The 22244-nt window shown below is 70.2% G+C and carries 18 protein-coding genes and 1 pseudogene; 10 read left to right on the forward strand and 9 right to left on the reverse strand.

The window, feature by feature from the left end:
- Window positions 1-24 precede the first annotated feature (24 nt).
- The 7 genes from ACTWPT_RS14880 to aceB all read right to left on the reverse strand — a co-directional run bounded on the left by ACTWPT_RS14880 (window position 25) and on the right by aceB (window position 8506).
- Window positions 25-1938, reverse strand: a complete 1914-nt coding sequence (locus ACTWPT_RS14880; RefSeq protein ID WP_443177935.1) for a hypothetical protein — start codon at window positions 1936-1938, stop codon at window positions 25-27.
- A gap of 56 nt (window positions 1939-1994) precedes the next feature.
- Window positions 1995-2207, reverse strand: a complete 213-nt coding sequence (locus ACTWPT_RS14885) for a DUF2277 domain-containing protein (RefSeq protein ID WP_192791071.1) — start codon at window positions 2205-2207, stop codon at window positions 1995-1997.
- 42 nt (window positions 2208-2249) lie between these two features.
- Window positions 2250-2993, reverse strand: a complete 744-nt coding sequence (locus tag ACTWPT_RS14890; protein WP_443177936.1) for an IclR family transcriptional regulator — start codon at window positions 2991-2993, stop codon at window positions 2250-2252.
- 64 nt (window positions 2994-3057) lie between these two features.
- Window positions 3058-4260 (reverse strand): (Fe-S)-binding protein, encoded by a 1203-nt coding sequence (locus tag ACTWPT_RS14895; RefSeq protein WP_443177937.1) that lies wholly within the window; start codon window positions 4258-4260, stop codon window positions 3058-3060.
- Between the two features lie 2 nt (window positions 4261-4262).
- A complete protein-coding gene (locus ACTWPT_RS14900; protein ID WP_443177938.1) occupies window positions 4263-5465 on the reverse strand; it encodes an FAD-binding oxidoreductase in 1203 nt (400 codons plus the stop codon).
- Window positions 5465-6901 carry an FAD-linked oxidase C-terminal domain-containing protein gene (locus tag ACTWPT_RS14905; protein ID WP_443178000.1) on the reverse strand — a complete coding sequence of 479 codons (1437 nt, stop codon included), beginning with the start codon at window positions 6899-6901 and terminating at the stop codon, window positions 5465-5467. Before ACTWPT_RS14905 ends, ACTWPT_RS14900 begins: the two co-directional genes overlap by 1 nt.
- A 27-nt stretch (window positions 6902-6928) precedes the next feature.
- A complete protein-coding gene (gene aceB, locus ACTWPT_RS14910; protein ID WP_443177939.1) occupies window positions 6929-8506 on the reverse strand; it encodes a malate synthase A in 1578 nt (525 codons plus the stop codon).
- Between the two features lie 156 nt (window positions 8507-8662).
- Between aceB and ACTWPT_RS14915 the strand changes: the two genes are divergently transcribed.
- The 6 genes from ACTWPT_RS14915 to ACTWPT_RS14940 all read left to right on the forward strand — a co-directional run bounded on the left by ACTWPT_RS14915 (window position 8663) and on the right by ACTWPT_RS14940 (window position 17526).
- On the forward strand, window positions 8663-9355 hold the full coding sequence (locus tag ACTWPT_RS14915; protein WP_443177940.1) for a DUF4097 family beta strand repeat-containing protein: 693 nt from the start codon (window positions 8663-8665) through the stop codon (window positions 9353-9355).
- Between the two features lie 84 nt (window positions 9356-9439).
- On the forward strand, window positions 9440-10843 hold the full coding sequence (gene hflX / locus ACTWPT_RS14920; protein ID WP_443177941.1) for a GTPase HflX: 1404 nt from the start codon (window positions 9440-9442) through the stop codon (window positions 10841-10843).
- A gap of 523 nt (window positions 10844-11366) precedes the next feature.
- Complete coding sequence (gene hutI, locus ACTWPT_RS14925; protein WP_443177942.1) at window positions 11367-12575, forward strand: imidazolonepropionase; 1209 nt, start codon at window positions 11367-11369, stop codon at window positions 12573-12575.
- Window positions 12576-12682: 107 nt separating this feature from the next.
- Window positions 12683-13495 (forward strand): DegV family protein, encoded by an 813-nt coding sequence (locus tag ACTWPT_RS14930; RefSeq protein WP_443177943.1) that lies wholly within the window; start codon window positions 12683-12685, stop codon window positions 13493-13495.
- A 733-nt stretch (window positions 13496-14228) separates the two neighbouring features.
- Window positions 14229-14771 (forward strand): ComEA family DNA-binding protein, encoded by a 543-nt coding sequence (locus tag ACTWPT_RS14935; RefSeq protein WP_443177944.1) that lies wholly within the window; start codon window positions 14229-14231, stop codon window positions 14769-14771.
- A 196-nt stretch (window positions 14772-14967) separates the two neighbouring features.
- Complete coding sequence (locus ACTWPT_RS14940; RefSeq protein WP_443177945.1) at window positions 14968-17526, forward strand: ComEC/Rec2 family competence protein; 2559 nt, start codon at window positions 14968-14970, stop codon at window positions 17524-17526.
- A gap of 305 nt (window positions 17527-17831) precedes the next feature.
- Here the strand turns inward: ACTWPT_RS14940 and ACTWPT_RS14945 are convergent, their stop codons facing one another.
- Window positions 17832-18671 (reverse strand): alpha/beta fold hydrolase, encoded by an 840-nt coding sequence (locus ACTWPT_RS14945; protein ID WP_443177946.1) that lies wholly within the window; start codon window positions 18669-18671, stop codon window positions 17832-17834.
- Window positions 18672-18814: 143 nt separating this feature from the next.
- Here ACTWPT_RS14945 and ACTWPT_RS14950 point away from each other — a divergent pair.
- The 3 genes and pseudogenes from ACTWPT_RS14950 to holA all read left to right on the forward strand — a co-directional run.
- Window positions 18815-19147, forward strand: a pseudogene (locus ACTWPT_RS14950) (zinc-binding dehydrogenase); the annotation flags it as partial.
- A gap of 5 nt (window positions 19148-19152) precedes the next feature.
- Window positions 19153-19386 carry a zinc-binding dehydrogenase gene (locus ACTWPT_RS14955; protein ID WP_443178001.1) on the forward strand — a complete coding sequence of 78 codons (234 nt, stop codon included), beginning with the start codon at window positions 19153-19155 and terminating at the stop codon, window positions 19384-19386.
- A gap of 110 nt (window positions 19387-19496) precedes the next feature.
- Window positions 19497-20480: a DNA polymerase III subunit delta gene (gene holA / locus ACTWPT_RS14960; RefSeq protein WP_443177947.1), complete on the forward strand. Its 984-nt coding sequence runs from the start codon at window positions 19497-19499 to the stop codon at window positions 20478-20480.
- Between the two features lie 42 nt (window positions 20481-20522).
- On the opposite strand, the gene ACTWPT_RS14965 is transcribed toward holA, so the two are convergent.
- Complete coding sequence (locus ACTWPT_RS14965) at window positions 20523-21113, reverse strand: CGNR zinc finger domain-containing protein (RefSeq protein WP_443177948.1); 591 nt, start codon at window positions 21111-21113, stop codon at window positions 20523-20525.
- 86 nt (window positions 21114-21199) lie between these two features.
- Here ACTWPT_RS14965 and ACTWPT_RS14970 point away from each other — a divergent pair, with 86 nt between their 5' ends.
- The gene (locus tag ACTWPT_RS14970; RefSeq protein ID WP_443177949.1) at window positions 21200-22189 is read left to right on the forward strand and encodes a quinone oxidoreductase family protein; all 990 of its coding nucleotides are present in this window, start codon (window positions 21200-21202) and stop codon (window positions 22187-22189) included.
- Window positions 22190-22244 lie beyond the last annotated feature (55 nt).

Consider the following 22244-nt stretch of genomic DNA (forward strand, 5'->3'; position numbering starts at 1 on the left):
CGAGCAGGGCACGTAGCTGCGGCATCAGGCCTCGGCGCTGAGCGCCGCCCTTGTCAGTTCGGCCTGCCGCCGGATCTGCCCCATGACGACGGGGTTCACCCCCTTGGCTTGGAAGTTAGCGACCATCTTGTCCATGACCGCGTTGGCCCGCCCCAGATCCCCCTGCCTGGCCTGGGCCCTGGCGAGGCGGCGCATCACCAGGTTCAGGGTGATGTTGTCGATGGTGGCCTCCTGCGCGACCCGAGTCAGGTGCTCGATGCCCTGTTTGGGGTCCGGCGGGCGCACGCGCAGCCGCTTGCCCGCCGTCAGCGCCTTGAACTCGCTCTCGGCGTTCAGGCCCTTCACCATCCGCGCGTACGTGGCCAGCCGGTGGTCGCCGTACCTGTCGATCACCTCGTCCAGCGCCAGGTTGCCCGAGCGCAGCGCCGGCGAGTCGGAGCCGAGCAGCGAGAACAGCTTGCCCTGCTCCTCGCCCAGCATCAGCTCCGCCACCTGGTGATCGTCGCGGGTGACCGGGAAACGCACCCTGACCAGGCAGGCGGGGGAGACGATGCGGGAGCCGTCGGCGGCGATGTACTGGGCGCGGACCTGGTATTCGCCGGGCTGCTGGAAGTAGTGCCCGTCACGGCCGTGCCCGATGTACGCGCTGCGGTACATGGCCGGGTTGCCCTCGTCCAGCCGGATGTCCGGCGAGGTGTCCACGCAGTGGCGGATCATCGGCCGGTACAACACGGTCCTGCCGCCCGGCTGCGTGATCGACACCTGCGTGAACTCCGTGTCCGGGTGCAGGTGGCCGTGGGTGACGCGGGGCTCACCGGCGCAGGCGAGCTTGAGCTCGACCACGACGGGCTCGCCCAGCTCGAACGACTCCTTCGCACGAAGCTCCAGCCGCAGCCCGGAATGGTCCTCGACCGGCTGCTCGAACGGCTCGATCTCGGCCGCCCCGGTGCCGAACGCGCTCGCGCCCATGGCGACGTCGCGGAAGAAGCCGTGACGTAGGTGCACCAGCTCCGGGTCCGTGAATTGGAACGGGAAGGCTGCCCAGTAGCCCTGCTCGCCGTTGGGCCTGAAGTTCTGCACATAATTCATCCACGACAGATCACCGAAGCCGCCGTCCGGGCCGAGGGGCTGGGGTGGGGTGGCGAGGTTTTTCTGCCAGGAGTGGAGCAGGTTGAAGGCGTGCCCTAACTCGTGCACATAGGTCCGGAGCTGGGCACGCTGGGCCTGTGGCGAGTCGCCTTTGATGGCGTCGTAGAAGACGGCCGCCCCCTGCCGTTGGTGGGCGTCGTTGTAGTCGAACATGATGCCCCGGTAGCCGCCCACATGCTTGCTGGCCACCAGCAGCCACACCCGCCACGCCGGCGCGTCGCCAAAGGTGCTGAACTGCTGCGTCATCGCGTGGTGCAGCTCGGCGTCGTTCCACGCCAGGTCCGCCCCCGACCCGTCCACCGGGATCACCCCCGGCTGCGCCAGCGTCAGCTCGATGCCCGCCTCCGCGTACGCGGCGGTCACACTCAGCTCCCTGACCGGCGACCCGCTCGGGCCCGGCAGCGACCCGGTGCGGTACGACACGAACGGCACCGTGCCCGTCACCGAGTCCTGCTCGAGCAGCACCCGCCGGAAGAACGGCGAGGCGAACGACAGCTGATACGTACGCCCCGCCAGCGCCGCCGTCCCCGACCCGTCCGTGATCGTCACGCTCACGTCCACGACCGGCGTGTCGAACGTGAACACCCCGCGCCCGTCGATCCTCGCCTCGGCGCCCTCGGCGTGCACAGCGGGGGAATTCACCACGAACGAGCCGACGTACGAGGTCGTCGCGCCTGACACGGCGAACAGGTCGCCGCTCACCCGCCCGGTGGGCCTGGTCCCGTCGACGTCGACGCGGAGCGCCAGCCGCGAGTCGCCGTCCTGCCCCTCGTACAACCCGCTGATCATGGCAGCTCCTCGGGGGAATCGTCAGGGATTACATCGTCCCCCGCCAGATGAGCCTGTCAACGAGATCCGCGAACTTGAAGCGCCCCCAGCAGCTCCTCCGACGCCCGGGTGATCGTCTCGACGGCCCGGTCGAACGCCTCGGCGTTGTGCGCCGCGGGCGCGCGGAAGCCGGAGATCTTTCTGACGTACTGCAGCGCGGCCGCGCGCACGTCCTCCTCGGTCACGCTCTCGGTGAACGGGGGCCGCAGGGTCTTGATGCTCCTACACATGCCTCAAAGGTAATGGGCCGATCCGCCGGCTATGGCGCGGTGCTAAGCCGGAGGGCTGAGCTCGTTGCCGAAATCGAGGGCGATCTTGCGCAGGCCCTCGGCCAGTTCGTCGCGGTCCCGTGCGTCGATGCGTTCGGCGGGCCCCGACACCGACATCGCGGCCACCACCCGGTTGCCGTCCCACACGGGCACGGCCAGGCAGTGCACCCCCAGCTCCTCCTCGCCCAGGTCCATGGCATAGCCGCGGTCCCTCACGACGTCGAGCTCGGTCAGCATGTCGGTGAGGTCGGTGATCGTGTTGGGGGTGCGGCGCGGCATGCCGGTCCGCTCGAACACGGCGACCGCGTCGCCGTTGGCCCGCCCCGCCAGCAGCACCTTGCCCACGGCGGTGCTGTGCGGCAGCACCCGCCGGCCGACCTCGGCGAACATGCGCAGCCTGCGCGGCGAGGGCACCTGCGCCACGTAGACCACGAAGTCGCCTTCGAGCACGGCCAAGTTCGCGGTCTCGCCGGACAGCTCGACCATCTTCGTCAGGTACGGCTGCGCCCACACGCCGACCATGCTCTCCGCGATGCCGCCGAGCCGCACCAGGCCGCCGCCCAGGGCGTACCTTCTGTCGGATTCCTGACGCACGTAGCCGCGCGCGAGCAGGGTCTGCAGCAGCCGGTGGATGGTGCCGTACGGCAGCCCGGTCCTGGCCGCGATCTCCGACAGTCCGGCCTCGCCACCGTGCTCGGCCAGCGCCTCCAGCACATCGAGCGCCCGCTCGACCGATTGGACACTCACAGGGCCTCCTTCGTCGGCCCTGTGAGTGCACTGCCACGTCTGATGGTTCCTTCGCTCCGCTCGCTCACAAGCTCACCCCGCGGAGCGAGGCGTCCAGCACCTCGGCGGTGTGCGCCACCCTGATCTCCGCGCCGGCCCGCCGCATGGCGGCGGCGATCTGCATGGTGCATCCGGGGTTGGCGGAGACCAGCAGCTCGGCCCGGGTCGAGCCGACCGCCTTGGCCTTCCTGTCGCCCAGGTCGCGGGCGGCCTGCGGCTGGAAGATGTTGTACGTGCCCGCCGAGCCGCAGCAGATGGCCGACTCGGGGATCTCGCGCAGCTCCAGGTCGGGGATGCCGCTCAGCAACTCGCGCGGCTGGGCGCGCACGCCCTGGGCGTGGGCCAGGTGGCAGGCGTCGTGGTAGGCGACGGTGAGCGGCAGCGGATGCCGCTTGGCCACGGGCCCCAGCTCGGTCAGGAACTCCGACAGGTCACGCACCTTGAAGCCGGGCTCGCGGCCGAGCAGCACGGCGTACTCCTTCATGGAGGAGCCGCAGCCGGCCGCGTTCACCACGACGGTGTCCACCCCGGCCCGCTCGAACGTCCTGACCATGCGCCGCGCCAGCCGCTTGGCCTGATCCTCGCGCCCGGAGTGCACGCTGAGCGCCCCGCAGCAGCCCTGCCCCGGCGGGATGACCACGTCGCAGCCCTCCAGCGCGAGCACCCGCGCGGTGGCCGCGTTCACCTGGGGGAAGAACTCGCCCTGCACGCAGCCGGTGAGCATGCCGACCACGGCCCGCCGCTCACCCCTCGCCCGGACCACCCGCGGCAACCGTTGCCGCCGCTCCACGCGCGGCGCGAGCGCTACCATGGCCCCGAGGCTGGGGTTGACGCGCGTGAGCAACGGCGCCATCCGCTCGGCCAGCCACATCCCGGGCCGCAGCAGCCGCAGCCTGCGCGGGTAAGGGAACAGGGAGAACACGATGCCGCGCACGGCCCGCTCCTGCGGGTCGCGTTCGTGCTCCCGCTCGACCTCCGCCCTGGTCAGCTCGATCAGCCGGTCATACTTGACCCCGGACGGGCAGGCGGTCACACACGCCATGCACCCCAGACAGGCGTCGAAATGTCCTGCCATCTCCGGGGTGATCGGCGTGCCTTCGACGTGCTGCAGCATCAGGTGGATCCGCCCGCGCGGCGAGTCCATCTCCTCGCCCCAGAGCAGGTAGGTGGGGCACGTCGGCAGGCAGAACCCGCAGTGCACGCAATCGTTGATCAGTTTCGGGTCCACCTCTAGATCCCTCCCACGAACCGGCCAGGAGACATCCTGCGCCCGGGATCGAACTGCTCCTTGACCCGCCGCATCAGCGGCAGCCCCGCCACCTGCCCCCACCGGTCGATGCCCTCGTATGGGGCGGCGAGCACGGTCACCCGCCCGCCGGCCGCCTCCACCCGCGCCCGCAGGCCGGACACGGCCGCGGCCAGCTCCGGCTCCCCGATCGAGCCCCACGACTCCAGCAACACCCGCCCGGACAACGCGGAGCCCCGCAGCGACAGCCCGGCACCGGCCACCGCCTCCAGCACGGCCTTCGTGCCCGTGCCCGGGAACCGCACCTCGACCAGCACGTCGTCGTTCGAGATCAGCCCCCACCACGACGGGGGCGCGCCGGTCACCGAGCCCTTGCCGACCAGCGCGCGCAGCGCCTCGGCCCTGGACTCGGCGGCCGTGCCCTCGACCAGCACGGCCAAGGTCAGCGGCCCGCCGGGATCCGGCCAGTCCACCTCGGCGGCGCTCGGCTCGGCCTGCGAGGCGGCCAGCGCGGCGGCGATCGGCGGCAGCTCGTCGCGATCGAGCTCCGCCGTGATCCAGCGGCGGTCGGCGGGCAGCGGGTGCAGGCGGAACGTGGCCTCCGCGATGACGCCGAGCGTGCCGTACGAGCCGGTGAAGAGTTTGCCGAGGTCATAGCCCGCGACGTTCTTGACCACCTTGCCGCCGGAACGCGCGACCGTCCCGTCGGGCAGCACGACCGTGATGCCGATGAGCAGGTCGCGAGCGGTGCCGTAGCGGAACGCGCGCGGCCCCGCGGTCGCGGTGGCCAGCGTGCCGCCGACCGTCGTGTCCTCGGCGAACGGCACGTCCAGCGCGAGCTCCTGCCCCTTGTCCGCGAGCGCGGCGGCCAGGGCGTCCGTCGTCACCCCGGCCTGCGCCCGCACCACGAGGTCGCCGGCCGCGTGCTCCAGGATCTCGTTCATGCAACACATGTCGAGCAGGACGTCACACCGCTCCGGCGGCGGGCCCCAGTGCAGCTTCGTGCCGCCACCGGCAGGGACCACCGCGAGGTCCCGTTCCGCGCAGGCACGCAGCACGGCCGCGATCTCCTCGACCGTCTCCGGCAACGCCACCCAGCGCGGCTTGACCCCGCTGACGGCGTCGTCCGCGCCCGCCTCCCTGACCGCCACCCCAGCGTCAGAAACCCCAGCGTCAGACCCAAGCATCAGAACTGCTCCGCCTTCCCGGATTCCACCAGCGGATGCACACCCTTGCGCAGGCCCGGCGCCTCCCCGCACAGCCGCGGCGTGGGGAACACCTTGCCCGGGTTGGACAGCCCGCGGGGGTCGAACGCGCACCGGACCAACTGCATCGTGTCCAGGTCGGCCTCGCTGAACATCCGCGGCATGTAACGGCTCTTGTCCACGCCGACCCCGTGCTCGCCGGTGATCGAGCCGCCGTGCTCGATGCACAGGTCCAGGATCGCGCCGGAGACGACCTCGGCCCGCTCGCCCGCGCCCGGCTCGGCGTCGTCGAACAACACCAGCGGGTGCAGGTTGCCGTCGCCGGCGTGGAAGACGTTGGCGACCCTGATCCCGTGCTCGGCCGACAGCCGGTCGATGGCGGCCAGCACGCTGGGCAGGGACGTGCGCGGCACCACGCCGTCCTGCACGATGTACGCCGGGCTGATGCGGCCCACCGCCGCGAACGCGGACTTGCGCCCCTTCCAGATCGCCGCCCGCTCGGCGGGATCGGCCGCCACGCGCAGCTCGAACGCCCCTGAGCAGATCTCGGTGAGCTGCGCGAACTGCCGCTCGACCTCCGCCTCGGGCCCGTCCAGCTCGACGATCAGCACGGCTCCCGCGCCCTCCGGGTAGCGGCAGGCCACCGCCGCCTCGGCCGCCTCGATGGCCAGCGCGTCCATCATCTCGATCGCGGCCGGCACGATGCCGGCCCCGATGATCGCCGACACCGCCTGGCCGCCCTGCTCGATGCTCTCGAACGCGGCCAGCACCGTGGTCACGGCCTGCGGCGCGCGGCTGAGCCGTACCGTGATCTTGGTGGCGATGCCCAGCGTGCCCTCTGAGCCGATGAACGCGCCCAGCAGGTCGTAGCCGGGGTCCATGCGGTCGAGCGTGACCAGGTCGCCGTCCGGCGTGACGATCTCGCAGGCCTCGACGTGGTTGACGGTGAAGCCGTATTTGAGGCAGTGGGCGCCGCCGGAGTTCTCCGCCACGTTGCCGCCGATCGAGCAGACCTGCTGGCTGGAGGGGTCAGGGGCGTAGTAATAGCCCCGGTCGCGCACGGCTTCGGTGATGGCCAGATTGGTCACGCCGGGCTCCACGACCGCCCGGCGATTGTCCAGGTCGATCTCCAGGATCGCGCGCATCTTGGAGGTGACGATGAGCACGCCGTCCTCCCGCGGGAGCGCGCCGCCCGACAGACCCGTGCCCGAGCCCCTGGCCACGAACGGCACGCCGAAGTCGTTGCACAGGCGTACCACGCGGGCGACCTGCTCGGCCGTGTCCGGCAACACGACCACGGCCGGGGTCGCCCGGTGGTAGGTCAGGCCGTCGCACTCGTAGGTGCGCAGGCGTACCGGATCGGTGATCACGGAGTCAGGGGGCAGCAGCGAACGCAGTGCCGCCACCAGCGTGTCCAGCACTCGATCACCTCCGTTTCCGATTATTCACGGCATGCGGGCGTATGCGGGAAGAGTCAGGAACTCGGCAAAGTCGTCGTCCAGCGCCACTTCCTTGAACAACGCGGTGGCCTGGTCGAACAATTTCTCGTCGTAACCCGGCTCACCGGCGATCTTGGCGAGCTCATCGGAGATGATCTGCTCGACCAGCTCCTTGGTCACCTGCGCGCCCGTGTCCGCGAGCGTGATGTCGTTATGGATCCACTGCCAGATCTGCGAACGCGAGATCTCGGCCGTGGCCGCGTCCTCCATGAGGTTGTGGATCGCCACCGCGCCCAGCCCGCCCATCCAGGCGGCCAGGTAACGCAGCGCCACGTCCACGTTGCTACGCAGCCCCGTCTCGGTGATCTCGCCGGGCGTCTCCGAGACGGCCAGCAGGTCGGCCGCCGTCACGCTGACGTCCTCGCGCAGCCGGTCGAGCTGGTTGGGTCGCGAGCCCAGCACCCCGTCGAACACCTCGCGGCAGATCGGCACCAGGTCCGGGTGCGCCACCCACGACCCGTCGAACCCGTCACCCGACTCGCGCGTCTTGTCCGCCCGCACCTTCTCCAGCGCCACGGCGTTGACCTCGGGGTCCCTGCGCGAGGGGATGAACGCGGCCATCCCGCCGATGGCGTGCGCGCCGCGCTTGTGACAGGTGCGCACCAGCAACTCGGTGTACGCGCGCATGAACGGGGCCGTCATCGTGACCGCGTTCCGCTCGGGCAGCAGGAACTCGCGGCCCCTGGTGCGGAACTTCTTGATCACGCTGAACAGGTAGTCCCAGCGGCCCGCGTTGAGCCCCGCCGAGTGGTCGCGCAGCTCGTAGAGGATCTCCTCCATCTCGAACGCCGCGGGATAGGTCTCGATGAGCACGGTGGCCCTGATGGTGCCGTACGGGATGCCGAGCAGCTCCTGCGCCCTGGTGAACACGTCGTTCCAGAGCCGCGCCTCCAGGTACGACTCGATCTTGGGCAGGTAGAAGTACGGGCCCTTGCCCTTGTCGATCTGCCGCTGGGCGCAGTGGAAGAAGTAGAGCCCGAAGTCGAACAGTGACCCCGACACCGGTTGCCCGTCCACCTGGGCGTGCTTCTCGTCCAGGTGCCAGCCCCGCGGCCGCACCACGACCGTGGCCAGCTCGTCGTCGGGCTTGAGCGCGTACGCCTTGCCGCCGGTCTCGAAGTCGATAGTGCGGTCGAGTGCGTCCCGCAGATTGAGATGGCCGGCCACGCAGTTCTCCCAGAGCGGGGAGTTGGCGTCCTCGAAGTCGGCCAGCCACACCTTGGCGCCGGAGTTGAGCGCGTTGATGGTCATCTTCTTGTCGACGGGCCCGGTGATCTCGACCCGGCGGTCCTCCAGGCCGGGCGCCGGTGGCGTGACCTGCCAGTCGGCCTCCCTGACCTCCTTGGTCTCGGGGAGGAAGTCGAGCATGCCGCCATTCGACAGCTCCGCCTGCCGCGTCTGCCGTGCCTCCAGCAGCTCCAGCCGCGTGGCGCCGAACTCCCGCTGGAGAGCCGCCACGAAATCGAGCGCCTCCGGCGTGAGGATCTCGTCGAACCGGTCGAGGATCGGGCCGGTGATCTCCATGGGACCTCTTTTCCGCTCTGTGGAAAATCACTTCTGGAATGTGGAAGTGAAGCTACTCCCCTCCTGCTTCCCGGGTCAAAGGTGGGGTATGCCTCGGGGGTTCTTCGGGGGCATACCTGATGGGATCGGCGGCCTCACCGCGACAGGATTCAAAGCATGAAGACGATTGCGATCGCGGGCGGGCTGCTGGCCTCGGCAGTGCTGCTGACAGGTTGCGGGCTCGGCACCATCGCCGGCCCCACGAACCAGGACACGACGTCCTACGAGGTGACGGACAAGGTCACCAAGCTGCAGCTGCAAAGCCACTCCGGCGACACCGTCATCACGGAGACCGACGGCGCGGCCGTGCGGGTCGTCGAGAAGCTCCGCTGGCGCGGCGACGACAAGCCCAAGCCCGAGCACAAGGTCGAGGATGGTGCCCTGTTCGTGACGTATGACTGCCCGTCGAACTGGGGCAGTTGCAGCGTCGACTACGAGATCGAGGTCCCGAAGGGGCTGGCGGTCGACCTCGACAGCGGCTCGGGCAACATCACGCTCAGGGCCCTGACCGGGGGCATCGACGTGCACCTCGGCTCCGGCGACGTGGACGGCTCGGACCTGGCGGGCAAGGCGGTGGTCGCCGAAGCAGGGTCGGGGAACATCGAGCTCAAGTACACGACGGCGCCCACCAGCGCACAGCTGAAGGCCGGATCGGGAGACGTCGTGCTCAACGTTCCCGACGGGGCTTACGACGTGAAGACCGACACGGGATCCGGCGACGTGACCGTCTCGGTCAAGGACGACGCCTCCTCACCCAACAAGATCTCCTTGAGCGCGGGCTCCGGCAACGTCAGCGTGGTGCCCGCATAACTCAGATGCTTACCTTGGGGATGTCTGCCACCATCGTGGGAAGACACCGAGGTGTCCAGACGTTCCCTCATAGAGATGACACGAATGCACGAAAACATCACGCTCGAGACCGGCGATTTCGACCTCGAGGAGCGCCAGGCGCTCCGCCGTGTGGCAGGTCTGTCCACTGAACTTCAGGACATTTCCGAAGTCGAATACCGGCAGCTACGACTCGAGCGGGTCGTCCTCGTCGGCGTCTGGACCTCGGGCACCGCGGAGGACGCGGACAACTCCCTGCTCGAACTCAAGCTCCTGGCGGAAACGGCAGGGTCGCTGGTGCTCGACGGGCTCATCCAGCGTCGGCAGAAGCCCGACCCGGCCACATACATCGGCTCCGGCAAGGCACTGGAGCTACGCGACGTGGTCGAATCCCACGGCGCCGACACAGTGATCTGCGACGGCGAGCTGACCCCCGGTCAGCTCCGCCAGCTCGAGGAGACGGTCAAGGTCAAGGTGATCGACCGTACGGCGCTGATCCTCGACATCTTCGCCCAGCACGCCAAGAGCCGCGAGGGCAAGGCGCAGGTCGAGCTTGCCCAACTCCAATACCTGCTGCCTCGCCTGCGCGGCTGGGGTGGCAACCTGTCCAGGCAGGTCGGCGGCCGGGCCGCCGGCGGCGTCGGCATCGGCGGCCGCGGCCCCGGTGAGACCAAGATCGAGCTGGACCGCCGCCGCATCCGCGAGCGGATGGCGAAGCTGCGCCGGCAGATCGGCGGCATGTCCACCGCCCGCGACACCATGCGTCACCAGCGCCAGCGGCGCGAGGTCCCGGCCGTGGCCATCGCGGGTTACACCAACGCCGGCAAGTCCTCGCTGCTCAACCGGATCACCGGCGCGGGCGTCCTGGTGGAGGACGCGCTGTTCGCCACCCTCGACCCGACCGTGCGCCGGGCGCGCACGCCCGAGGGCAGGCTGTTCACGATCGCCGACACCGTCGGCTTCGTACGCCACCTGCCGCACCAGCTGGTCGAGGCTTTCCGCTCGACGCTGGAGGAGGTCGCCGAGGCCGACCTGATCCTCCACGTGGTCGACGGCTCGCATACCGACCCCGAGGGGCAGCTGGCGGCGGTGCGCGAGGTGCTCGCCGACATCGACGGCGCCCGGGACATCCGCGAGATCGTCGTGATCAACAAGGCCGACGCGGCCGATCCCGACGTGATCGATCGAGTGCTGCGGCGTGAGCGGGACAGCATCGTGGTGTCGGCGCGGACGGGCAAGGGCATCCCCGAGCTGATCGCGCTCATCGAGCGCGAGCTCCCCAGGCTGGACCTGGAGGTGCACCTGCTGGTGCCGTACGAGCGGGGCGACCTGATCTCGCGGGCCCACAAGGAGGGCGAGGTGCTCTCCGTGGACCACGTGGAGGACGGCACGATTCTGCACGCCCGCGTGCTGCCCAGCCTGTTCCAGGAGCTGGAGCGGGCGGGCAAACCGGTCGAACGCGTCTTTTGACGATTCCGGTGGGCGGGCCCGCCGTGCTGCGGTACGGTGGGGCCGCTCGGCACGGGTGATGCCGTCGGCGGCTCATCACGGCACGGTTGGGCAGCTCTGGCCGCAAAGCGCGCAGAGCTGCCTAAAAGCGACAGTGGTCCCCGAACCCCGGCTATTGCTAGGATTGGCCAGACCTAACGTAGGTCTTCTAGCTTTTAGGGTGTGGGTTCTGGGTTTCAGATGATGACTCATGGTGTCGAAGTCGTCAGCGGGGGCCAGGCGTACGAGGCGGGGCTGGGTGGCGGTTGGGATCTGTGGTCTTTCTTCCGAATAACCCTGTACACCAGCCCAACATGTGAAATAACGTAACTGAACCGAAATCGCCGGATCATGACCCCGGCGATACGGTCACCGCACAACTCGACGCGGATGAGAGCAGGAGACCCCCCATGTCGTCCGGACCCGGAGCGGACTCAGTGGGCGCGGCAAGGGCCGTGCGCTGGGCTCTGCGCCCGCGCGGGGGCTCACGCAGGGCGGTGATGCGGTGACCGTTCGGCTCCTGACCAACATCGGCCGCCTCTGGACCGGCAACGAGGTCCTCAGCAACGCGGCCATTCTCGTGCACAACGACCGCATCGCGTGGGTCGGGCGAGCCCCCGACCTGCCGCAGAGTGTGCCCGGGGTCGTCGACGACATCGTCGACGTCGACCACGTCGAAAACCTCGGCGGCGCGCTGGTCACTCCCGGCCTCATCGACGCCCACACGCATCCCGTCTACGCCGGCAACCGCTACGCCGAGCTCGCCATCCGCACCGGCGGCTCCAGCGCCGCCTCGATCACCGCGGCGGGCGGCGGCGTGGGCTCCACCGTCACCGTGACCCGCGGCACCGACCCGTGGACGCTGTGCAACGGCGTACGCGAGCGGCTGCGCGGCTGGCTGCTCAGCGGCACCACCACCGTCGAGGCCAAGACCGGCTACCACCTCACGCGCGACGGCGAGCTGGCCGACGTGCGGCTCCTGCGCGAGCTGGAGAAGGAGCCGATGATGCCGCGCGTGCACGTCACGTTCCTCGCGGCGCACGTCGTACCACCCGAATACTTCGGCCGCCAGCGCGAATACGTCGAGGCCGTTGGCGCCTGGTGCGCCGACGCGGCCGCTGCCGGCGCCGACAGCGTCGACGTCTACTGCGACGAGGGCCACTTCACCACCGAGGAATCCCGCTGGGTCCTCGCCTCCGGCCGCAACGTCGGTCTGCTGCCGCGCATCCACGCAGGCCTCTTCAGCCGCCGCGGCGCCGTCCAGCTGGCCGCCGAGCTCGGCTGCGCCTCCGCCGACTGCCTGCACCACATGTCGGACGAGGACATCGCGATCATGTCCCGCTACGGCGTGCCCGCGGTCGTCTGCCCCGCCACGGCACTCCAGCGCGGCCACCTGCCGCCGGTCCGCCAGATGATCAAGCACGGCGTGCAGATCGCGCTCGGCAGCGACCACAACCCCGGCTACTGCGGCATCACGTCGATGTCGCTGGTGATCGCCATGGCGGTTTCGGCGTTCGGGATGAGCGTCAACGACGCGCTCCGCGCCGCCACCCTCGGTGGCGCCACCGTCCTGGGCGCTCCCGACCGCGGCGTCCTGGCGCCGGGGCGGCTGGCGGACATCGTGCAGTGGGACGCCGACCACGAGGGTGCCTTCGCCTGGTCCTTCGGTCTCAAGCCGCGCCGGGTGTGGCGGGGCGGGACGCCGGTCCAGTAACCGCTTCACGGGACCGGCCGACTGGCTAATCTCGGCATATGTCGCGCACGGTTGCCGTTATCACGGACTCATCTGCATACCTGCCTGCGGTGCCAGGTGTCACGGTCGTGCCGCTGCAGGTGATCGTGAAGGGCACTCCATACGATGAGGGCTCTTACGGTGCCGGGACGCCGGATCGTGCGGACCCGTGCGGCGCGAACCCAGGGGCACGGGCTGCCGCGGACTCCCTCGGAGACCTGGCCTCCGCCGTCACCTCCCGCCCTTCCCCGGCCCGCTTCGCCGCTTGCTACTCCTCTCTGGCCGCGGCCGGCGCCACAGCGGTGGTCTCCATCCACCTATCCGGCGAAATGTCGGGCACCGTGGAATCGGCCAGGTTAGCCGCGCGGGACGCCCCCGTACCCGTGGAAGTGATCGACAGCCGTTCGATCGCGATGGGCCTCGGCTACCCGGTCCTTGCCGCGGCGCGCGCCGCCGCGGAGGGCGCGTCGCTGGAGGCGGTGACCTCCGCGGCCCGCCGCTGTGCCGAGGCCACGCGGACGTTCTTCTATGTCGACACGCTCGAATACCTGCGGCGCGGTGGCCGCATCGGCACCGCCGCGTCCGTGCTCGGCTCCGCCCTCATGATCAAACCCCTCCTGCACATCGTGAGCGGCCAGATCTCCCTGCTGGAGAAGGTCCGCACGCCGACGCGCGCCATCGGCCGCCTGGAGGACCTGGCGGTGCAGGCGGCCGGTACGGGCCCGGTGGAGGTGGCGGTCCAGCATCTGGCGGCAAGACCCCGGGCCGAAGCCCTCGCCGAACGTCTGCCGAAACGAGTGCCCGGCCTGGTGCACCTGCGAGTGGTGGAGGTCGGCCTGGCGATCGGCGCCCACGTGGGCCCAGGAATGTTGGGCCTGACCGTCGCGCCCTGCGACGCCTAGCTGCCTGATGGGCACGCGGCGGCCTCAAGAGCGCCTCTGTCGCCCCTCTATCCACAGCCCCACACCGATACCTCCGCTGTCCCCAGAACGCCGCTCGGGCCTTCACAGCGGCCGCTAGGGCCCTACGTTGTCTGGCGTGCGAACGCCTGATCCGACCGCAGAGCGCGCCATAGCCGAGTCCCGGCTACGGTCGATCATGACCCCTGCCCGCCGCCCCCGCCGGCTCCTCCCTCGGCGCACCGGCGGCGACGGTGAGCGCGCCGCGGCAAGGCAGAGCGCCGGCGGCACCGGCGCCGTGTCTCAAGCGCTCGAAACCCGGATCGAGGAGCCGACGCCTTGGGAGAGGCCCGGCTACCCACCGGACGTCGGGGAGGAGAGCGGATGGGGCGAGACCGCCGCACTCCCGCACCGGGCAGGAGTCAACGAGAGCTCCGCCACGCTTGATCAGCCCCGCCACAACGGCGGCCCGCTTCCCGCACCACCATCACCTCGCCACGGCGTCCCCACGCAGAAACCGCCACGCAACGACACCGGCTCGGCCCTGCCACCAGGGAGTAGCAACAGCGGCCCGGCCCTGGCATCACCGAGCCGCGATGATGGCCGGCTACCACTACGACCTGGACGCAACAGCGGTTCGATCCCCCTACCGTCCCTGCCACCCTCCTTCCAGGCCTTTCGCGCGTCCCTAGCCTCGCAGGCCCCTGCCCTCGACCCAGGCAAGCCGGGACTTCGGGTGCTGCTCGCCGTGGGCGCCCTCGCGGTAGCCGTCGCCGCCTTCTTCGTCTGGCGAGCTCAGCCCACACCGGAGCCGCTACCGCCTCTCACCCCGGCTGCGCCCTCGACGCCGTCCCCCACCTCGAAGGTGACCGTGCACATCACCGGCAAGATCCGCAAACCGGGCGTCTACCTGCTCCCAGCGGGCGCCCGGGTGGCGGACGCGGTGACGGCGGCCGGAGGGGCGGCCCGTGGCGCCTCCACCGGCTCGCTCAACCTCGCCAGACGCTTGATAGACGGCGAGCAGATCATGGTAGGCGCCCCTGCAGGCGCAGCCGCTCCCGGTTCTCCCGCCGCAGATCCGGCCGCGGCCATCCTCGACCTCAACTCCGCCACGATCGAGCAGCTCGAACAACTCCCGGGCGTGGGAGAGGTCCTCGCCGCCCGCATCACGGAGTTCCGCGACAGCCACGGCGGATTCACCAGCGTGGAGCAGCTGCGCGAGGTGAATGGCATAGGTCCACGCAAATTCGACGAGATCAAGCCGAAGGTTCGTGTCTGACATGGCGCATCACGGACCGCCGGACACGCGCCGAACCGATGCCCATCTCAGGGAGCGACAGTCTCGCGCTGAGTCCGGGTCTCGCGCTGAGTCCGGGTCTCGCGCTGAGCCCGGGTTCCGCGCCGACTCCGGCGGGCGCGGAGCCGATGGTGAGCGTGGTGCATTGGCACCGGCCGGCGGGATGGTGAGGCAACTCATGGGTGCCGGAACGCCGGACGCCGACACGGACCTCGACGAGCGCAGACACGCCTGGCCGCTCACACTCCCCGCGCTGGCCGCCTGGGCCAGCGCCCTGGTCCTCCTCGGGTGCGCCGCTGTCGCAGGCATGATCGTGGCGGTGTCCGCAGTCCTGGCCGCCTGCGTCGTGGCATGGCGTACCCGCGCGTCTACCGGGCCGCGTGCGTGGCACGTGCCCGGCCCGAATGGGTGGCCATGGCTACGCGTCAGGCCTGGAGTGCGGACGCCTGCCCTCCGGCCGCCGGGCCTCCGGGCGCCTGCGCTCGGGGCGGCGGAGCTCCGGGCGCCTGCGCTTGGGGCGGCGGAGCGCCGCATTTGGCGCAACGTCGCCCTGGCCACGCTCATCTGCGCGGCGGCGGTCTCGGCGTCGGTCGCCTTCCGGATCCAGGCGCTCACCACGGGGCCGGCGGCCGAACTGGCGGCGAAGGGCTCGTCCATCACCGCCCGGATCGCTCTGATCGACGACCCCAAACGCCGAGCCTCCCAAGGCGGCCGCTTCAATCAGGACAGTTACGTGGTCCCGGCCACCCTCGAGATCATTCAGATCGGCGCAAACAGGCAAGCCGTCAGCGTCCCCATCACCGTCTTCGCCAGCGGGCGCGAATGGAGCGGCCTGCTCCCGAGTCAGCATCTCGAAGTCGCCGGTCGTCTGGCGAAACCGACCCCTGGCGATTTGGTGGCAGCCATCCTCCTGGTGCGCGGTCCGCCACGAGTCCTGACGCCACCGTCCCAGGTCCAGACGGTCGCGGGCAGCCTGAGATCCGGCCTGCGCGCCGCCGCCGACATCCTGCCCCCTGACCAGCGAGGCCTGCTCCCCGGTCTGGTCGTGGGCGACGTCTCCCGCATGGACCCCCAAGTGGCGTCGGACCTCAGGGAGTCCGGGATGAACCATCTCCACGCGGTGAGCGGTGCCAATTTGGCCATCGTCGCCGGCGCCGCCGTGGCGATCTCCCGCTTGATCGGTCTTTCCCTGCCGATGAGGGCGGGCTTCGCCGCCATCGCGATGCTCGCGTTCGCCGTCGTGGCCCGCCCGTCGCCGAGCGTCCTGCGGGCCCTGCTCATGGGCCTGGTGGCCGTGGTAGCCCTGGGCACGGGACGCGCGCGGGATGGCTTCGCGGCATTGTCGGCCACGGTTCTGCTGCTGATGTTGTTCGCACCCGAATTGGCGCGCTCGTACGGCTTCGCCCTCTCGGTCGCGGCGACCGCGGGCATCCTCATCCTCGCTCCACGCTGGCGCGACCGCCTGTCATCTGGCGAGGAGGCCCAAGGCGGCGACGCCACCCGGCCGCATCGGCTTCCGCGCTGGCTGGCTGAGGCGGTGGCCGTGCCGGCGGCCGCTCAGGTGGCCGTGACGCCCGTGCTCGTCCTGATGTCGGGTCAGCTGACGCCCGTGGCGGTGTTCGCCAACCTGCTGGTGGCGCCGGCAGTGGCGCCCGCGACCCTGCTCGGTTTCGGCGCCGCACTCGTGGCGCCGCTATGGCTCGATGCCGCGCGTGTCCTGGTCGTTCCGGCCGGATACGCCGTCGGCTGGATCATCGCAGTCGCCGGCTGGGCCGTAGGCATGCCCTTCGCCACGGTGCCGTGGCCCAGTGGCCTCCTGGGGCTCGGCCTGCTCGGGCTTGCGGTGGCGATCGCGGTCCCCATCCTGCGCCGCCGGGCCTGGCGGGCCATGGCGCTGACGGTCGCCGGTGCCGCGCTCGTGGCCGTCCTGGTGGTACGCCCCATCGTCGGGCCATGGCCGCCCCAAGGCTGGCTGATGGTGATGTGCGACGTCGGGCAGGGCGATGGGCTGCTCATCGCCGCGGGGCCAGACCGGGGCGTCGTCGTCGACACCGGGCCCGATCCGGTCGCCATGGACCGGTGCCTGCGCAGGGTCGGCGTTGACGACGTACCGCTGCTCGTCCTCACCCATCCGCATGCCGATCACGTGGACGGGCTCGCGGGGGTTCTCAGGAACCGGCGGGTGGGGGCCGTGATCGTCAGCCCCCATCGCATGGAGGCCAGAGCCGTCGCGCACGTGTCCGCCATCCTGGCGCAGCGCCGGATACCCGAATGGACGGCTGCGCCGGGGAGCCGCTGGCGGTTCGGACCTTCGGAGCTGAGCGTGCTGGCTCCCGATCCCGCGACGGGCGAGATGCACGGGCAAGGGGAGGGCAGTGCGATCAACAACGCCAGCGTGGTGCTCCACGTGCGGTGGCGTGCTGGGTCGGCACTGCTCGGCGGTGATCTGGAGACGGAGGCCCAGGACGAGCTGCTGCGTCGCGTTCGTGCACGGGCCGACATTCTCAAGACCCCGCATCACGGATCCAACCGGCAGTCGCCGGCCTTCCTGGCTTCTCTGGGGGTACGAGCGGCGCTGATCAGCGTGGGCGCCGGCAACGACTACGGTCACCCGGCCCCGTCCACGCTCGCTCTCCTGCGGCGGCTCGGCGCGACCACCTACCGCACTGACCAGTCGGGAGATCTGGCGGTCGTCGAGCGCGATGGCGGGCTGGCGGTGGTCGCCCGCGGGCCGTAGGACGTCGCCCGCGGGCCGTAGGACGTCGCCCGCGGGCCGTAGGACGTCGCCCACGGACCGTAGTGCGCAGCCCGGGACCCGTAGGACCTAGCCCATGGACCGTGTGCCGGGGCCGGGGCTGGGGCCGTGTGCGTGGGCGGGGTCGTGTGCGTAGCGCGGCGACCGTAGTTTGTTGGCCCCTGGGCCTTAGTACGCACTCCGAGGAGTATTACGTGGATGTCGCGGGACTGGCGTAGAAGCAGGGCCGCCCGATGGTTCAGATCTCGGGGGAAGCCCGGGGATGGAGGCTCAATCGGCGGCGAGCTTCATTCGAAGAACGTCGCGGTCGTCGCCGCGAACCGGCCGGCGTCATCAACCCATGGGAAGTGGCCGACTTCCGGCTGAACGACGAACTCAGCGTTCGGGAACAGCGCGGCGAACTCGGCCACGGCGCTCGGAGGGCTGTTCAGGTCGACTTCTCCGGCAAGCAATAGCACCGGCGCATCGAATGCGGCGAGTGCCGCACGCGTGGCTTCCGGATCGAATGCGCCCTCGGTGCGGAAGGCAGCGGCGGCTTCGAGGTTCTGATGGCCGTCCTGGGCCGCCTGGTAGGCCTGTGCCTCCGCATCCCATCGGCCGTAGTAGAAGGGGTCGATTGCCTGCCGACTGTTGTCGGTGACGTTACCGGCCATGATGGCTTCAAGGGCCGCGAAGGCGTCTGCGAACCACGGTTCGCTCTTGCGGAGCCGCGCGATTTCCAGGCGGGACTCCGCGGTGACCGTGATGCCGACGCCAAACGGGCTCGGAGTGATCAGAGCCAGCTTGCCGACGCGTTCCGGATGCCGGGCGGCATAGAGCACCGCGAGATTCGTGCCGGCGGAGTGCCCGAGCAGGTCAAGCCGATCAAGACCGAGGTGCTCTCGCAGCGCCTCGACATCATCGACCTGCCGATCACAACGATAGGAGCCGGTGTCCTCCGGTATCGCGGACTGCCCAGTACCCCGAGGATCCAGCATGATCAACTGCCGATGCGCCGACAAGCCGCCGAGTTCACCCAGATAAACGGAGTCCTGCATTGGCCCGCCCGGCAGGCAGATCACCGGGGTGCCCGCGCCGAACACGTGGTAGGCGAGGTCGGTCCCATCGGGTGCGGAGAAGGCAGGCATGGCGAAGACCCTGTCAGCGACCTCCCGCCGAGGCAACCGATTATCGCGCCGCCTCCGCCGACCTGGTGGCCCTGTTGGACGGCTACGACCTGGGGCTGGGCATCCCGGCGGCGCTGCCCTCCAACAGCACCACCGCGCTCCTCATGCTCGACCGGGTAGCCCGCATCGAACCAGGGGAAAACGTGCTCGTGCACGCCGCCGCTGGAGGCGTGGGCAGCCAGGCCGCCCGGTTGCTGGGCGCGGGCCGCCTGGTGGGCACCGTGGGCAGTCCCGCCAAGATCGAGACAGCCAAGGCGTTCGGCTACGACGAGGTGGTCCTACGCGAGCAGATGGCCAAGGCCAGTCGGTTCGACGTCGTGGTGGACATGGTCGGCGGTACGGCACGACGGAGCAGCCCGGACCTGCTCGCGCCGATGCGCCGGCTGGTGGTGATGGGCAACGCCTCCGGCGCCGAGGACGTCGGGCTCTCGGCCCACGAACTGTGGTTCACCAACAAGACGATCTCCGGGTTCAACCTAGCCGCTTTCCCCGCAGAGGCAGGTCGAGTGCTGCATCGGGCTGTATCCGCGGTCGCGAGCGGGGGAGCTTCGCATGCAGGTCGAGTCGCTACGGCTGGAGCAGGCCGCACAGGCTGGAGCAGGCCGCACAGGCACACCGCCGCATCGAGTCCGGCCGTACCACTGGCAAGCTCGTGCTCGAAGTCGAACGAATCTGAAGTTTGCTCGCTCCGCCTCACTCGAAGGTGACCTTTGCCGATGTCGACGTGCTACCCCTGGCCAGTGCAGCTCCTCATCGCCGAGTACCAGGTTGTCGGTGGGGCGTGGCATGCTGCCAGGCATGGCGGGAAGCGATCCAGCACCTGTGACCTTGGTCCTCGGCGATGAGGAGTTGCTGGCCGAGCGGGCGGTGAGCGGCGTCGTCGCGGCGGCGCGGGCCGCTGATCCGGACGTCGAGGTGCACGACCTCGTAGGGAGCAAGATGACGGCCGGGGAGCTGATGCAGCTGACCTCGCCGTCGCTCTTCGGCGATCGTTCGGTGGTGGTGATCCGGTCGGCTCAGGATCTGCCCAAGGAAGTGATCAACGAGGTCGTGACCTATGTCAAGCAGCCGTCCGACGACACCGCGCTCGTGCTGGTGCACCCGGGCGGGGTGAAGGGCAAGGCGCTGGTCGACGGGGTGAAGAAGGTCAAGGCCGCGGTGATCATGATCAACAAGGTCACCAAGACGGGGGAGCGGCTGGATTTCGTCAAAGGCGAGTTCAAGCGGGCCGGGCGAGGTATCTCCAGTGACGCGGCGCAGGCGTTGCTCGATGCCGTCGGCAACGATCTGCGGGAGCTGGCGGCGGCGTGCAGCCAGCTGATGTTCGACACCGAGGACAAGACGATCAGCGCGGCGGCCGTGGCGCGCTATCACAAGGGGCGGGCCGAGGTCACCGGGTTCAACGTGGCCGACTCGGCGGTCGAGGGGCGGCTGGGCGACGCTCTGGAGCAACTGCGGTGGGCGCTCGGCACCGGCGTCGCTCCGGTGCTGCTGGTGAGCGCCTTGGCCGGAGGACTGAGGTCGCTCGCCAAGGTGGGGAGTGCGCCGCGCAATCTCCGGGGCGGGCAGTTGGCGAGCCATGTCGGGATGCCACCGTGGAAGGTGGATCGGGTGAAGCGGCAGCTCAACGGATGGGGGCCCGAAGGCTTGTCGAGGGCCATCCAGGCGGTGGCCGCCGCGGACGAGCAGGTCAAGGGCGGGGGAGCGGATCCGGCGTACGCGCTGGAGCATACGGTGCAGGTAATCGTGGCCAGCCGCACTGGGAGGTAGTGCGCCGCTGTGCCGGAGGTGTGCCGGAGGTTGGGGGCGGCCTCACTCGGGACGCGCACGGGTACGGGAGCGGTAGCCGGCGATCTTGGCCAGGTTCCCGCACCGGTCCATTGAGCACCAGCGGCGTCGCCGTGCCTGTGAGTCATCAAGGAACAGCAGCGAGCAGTCTGGATTCTCGCACTCTTTGACCCGCTCCAGCAGCGGGCCGCCGAGCAACAGCACCGCGTCGCGGGCCACGGTCGCCAAGGCGGCGGGCGTCACGTCGGCGCTCTGCCGGCTGATGGACGGCAAGTCGCCGCTGACGGAGAGCTGCGGGGCGAGGTCGGGATTTGCGGCCACCGCGTTGGTGAGCGCGACGTCGGCAGGGTCGACAGGACGCCCGGCGATCGCGGCGCGCAACAGCTGGTAGATCGCCTCACGCAGGCCCAGGGCGTCCGTCAGGTGCTCGATGGTGGCCTGGGGGACATCCGGGCTGAGTCCGGCCTCGTGAATCCAGCGGCCGAGTGCGGCGGGGTTCGGCAGCCTTTCGACGGGAACGGCGTGCCGCTTGCCGAGCGTGGCGACGAAGTCAAGACAGGGGCGGCCGCCGATGAAGGGGAACGCCATCAGGGAGGCGGCAGGCGGGCGGGTCATGCTCCGATCCTACTGGGTTGACACCTGTTGAACAGGTATACATGATGACACCTATTCAACTAGTGTCCAGAGAGGGCGAGTGCGGCATGCGCGCGGTGCGGATCGACGAATTCGGCGGACCCGAGGTGTTGCGTCTTGTGGAGGTCCCGGTCCCCGACGCCGGGCCGGGCGAGGTGCTGGTACGAATCGCGGCAGCGGGGGTGAACCGGGCGGACGCCCTCATCCGTTCGGGTTCCTACCATCGGGCCGGACGCCCGCCGCTGATCCCCGGACTGGAGGCGGCGGGCACGGTGGCCGCCGTGGGCGACGGCGTGCACGGCATCGAGGTGGGGCAGCAGGTCATGGCGCTGGGCAGCGGCCTGTATGCGGAGTTCGCCGCCGTGCCCGCGGATCGGGTGGCCGTCCTGCCGAAGGACATCAGCATGATCGAGGCCGCGGCGCTGCCCACGGCCTGGCTGACCGCTTGGTACTGCGTGCGGCGCCTGGCCAGGGTGGAGGCCGGCGAGACGGTGGTCGTTCAAGCCGCAGCCAGCGGGGTCGGCAGCGCGGCCGTGCAGATCGCCGCGCAACTGGGCGCGCGGGTGATAGCGGTAGCGGGCTCGGCCGGCAAGGCCGCGTGGGCGGCGGGCTTCGGCGCGCACGAGACCGTCGACACCTCCGACCACCCCGCGGAAGCGGCGGTGGCCGAGGTCATGCGGCTGACCGGCGGGCGCGGCGCGGACGTCGTCCTGGACGCGGTGGGCGGGCCTACGTTCGCGCACAGCCTGCGCCAGGCCGCCTATGCCGGGCGCGTCGTCGCTCTGGCCAACGTCGCGTTGGAACCGAGCATCATCGACACCCGTGACTTCTATCCCAAGAACGCCGCCATTCTCGGCTTTCAGCTCACTAATCTGCTGCAGCACGGCTACGATCCCCGCGACGACCTGCGGGAGATCGCCGGCCGGGTGGCGTCGGGGTCGTACCGGGTTCCGGTGGAGGCGGTCTTCCCGATGGATCAGGCCAGCCAGGCCCACGAGCGGCTCGAACGGCGTGACAGCCGTGGCAAGAACGTCCTCACGATCGCCGAGACCGGGTGAGCCCTCGCCCTCGGCGGGCCGCGCGCGCCGTGTGCACTTCCCGGACGGCACGTGG

It is taken from the genome of Nonomuraea sp. 3N208, assembly GCF_052245935.1.
Lineage (GTDB): Bacteria > Actinomycetota > Actinomycetes > Streptosporangiales > Streptosporangiaceae > Nonomuraea.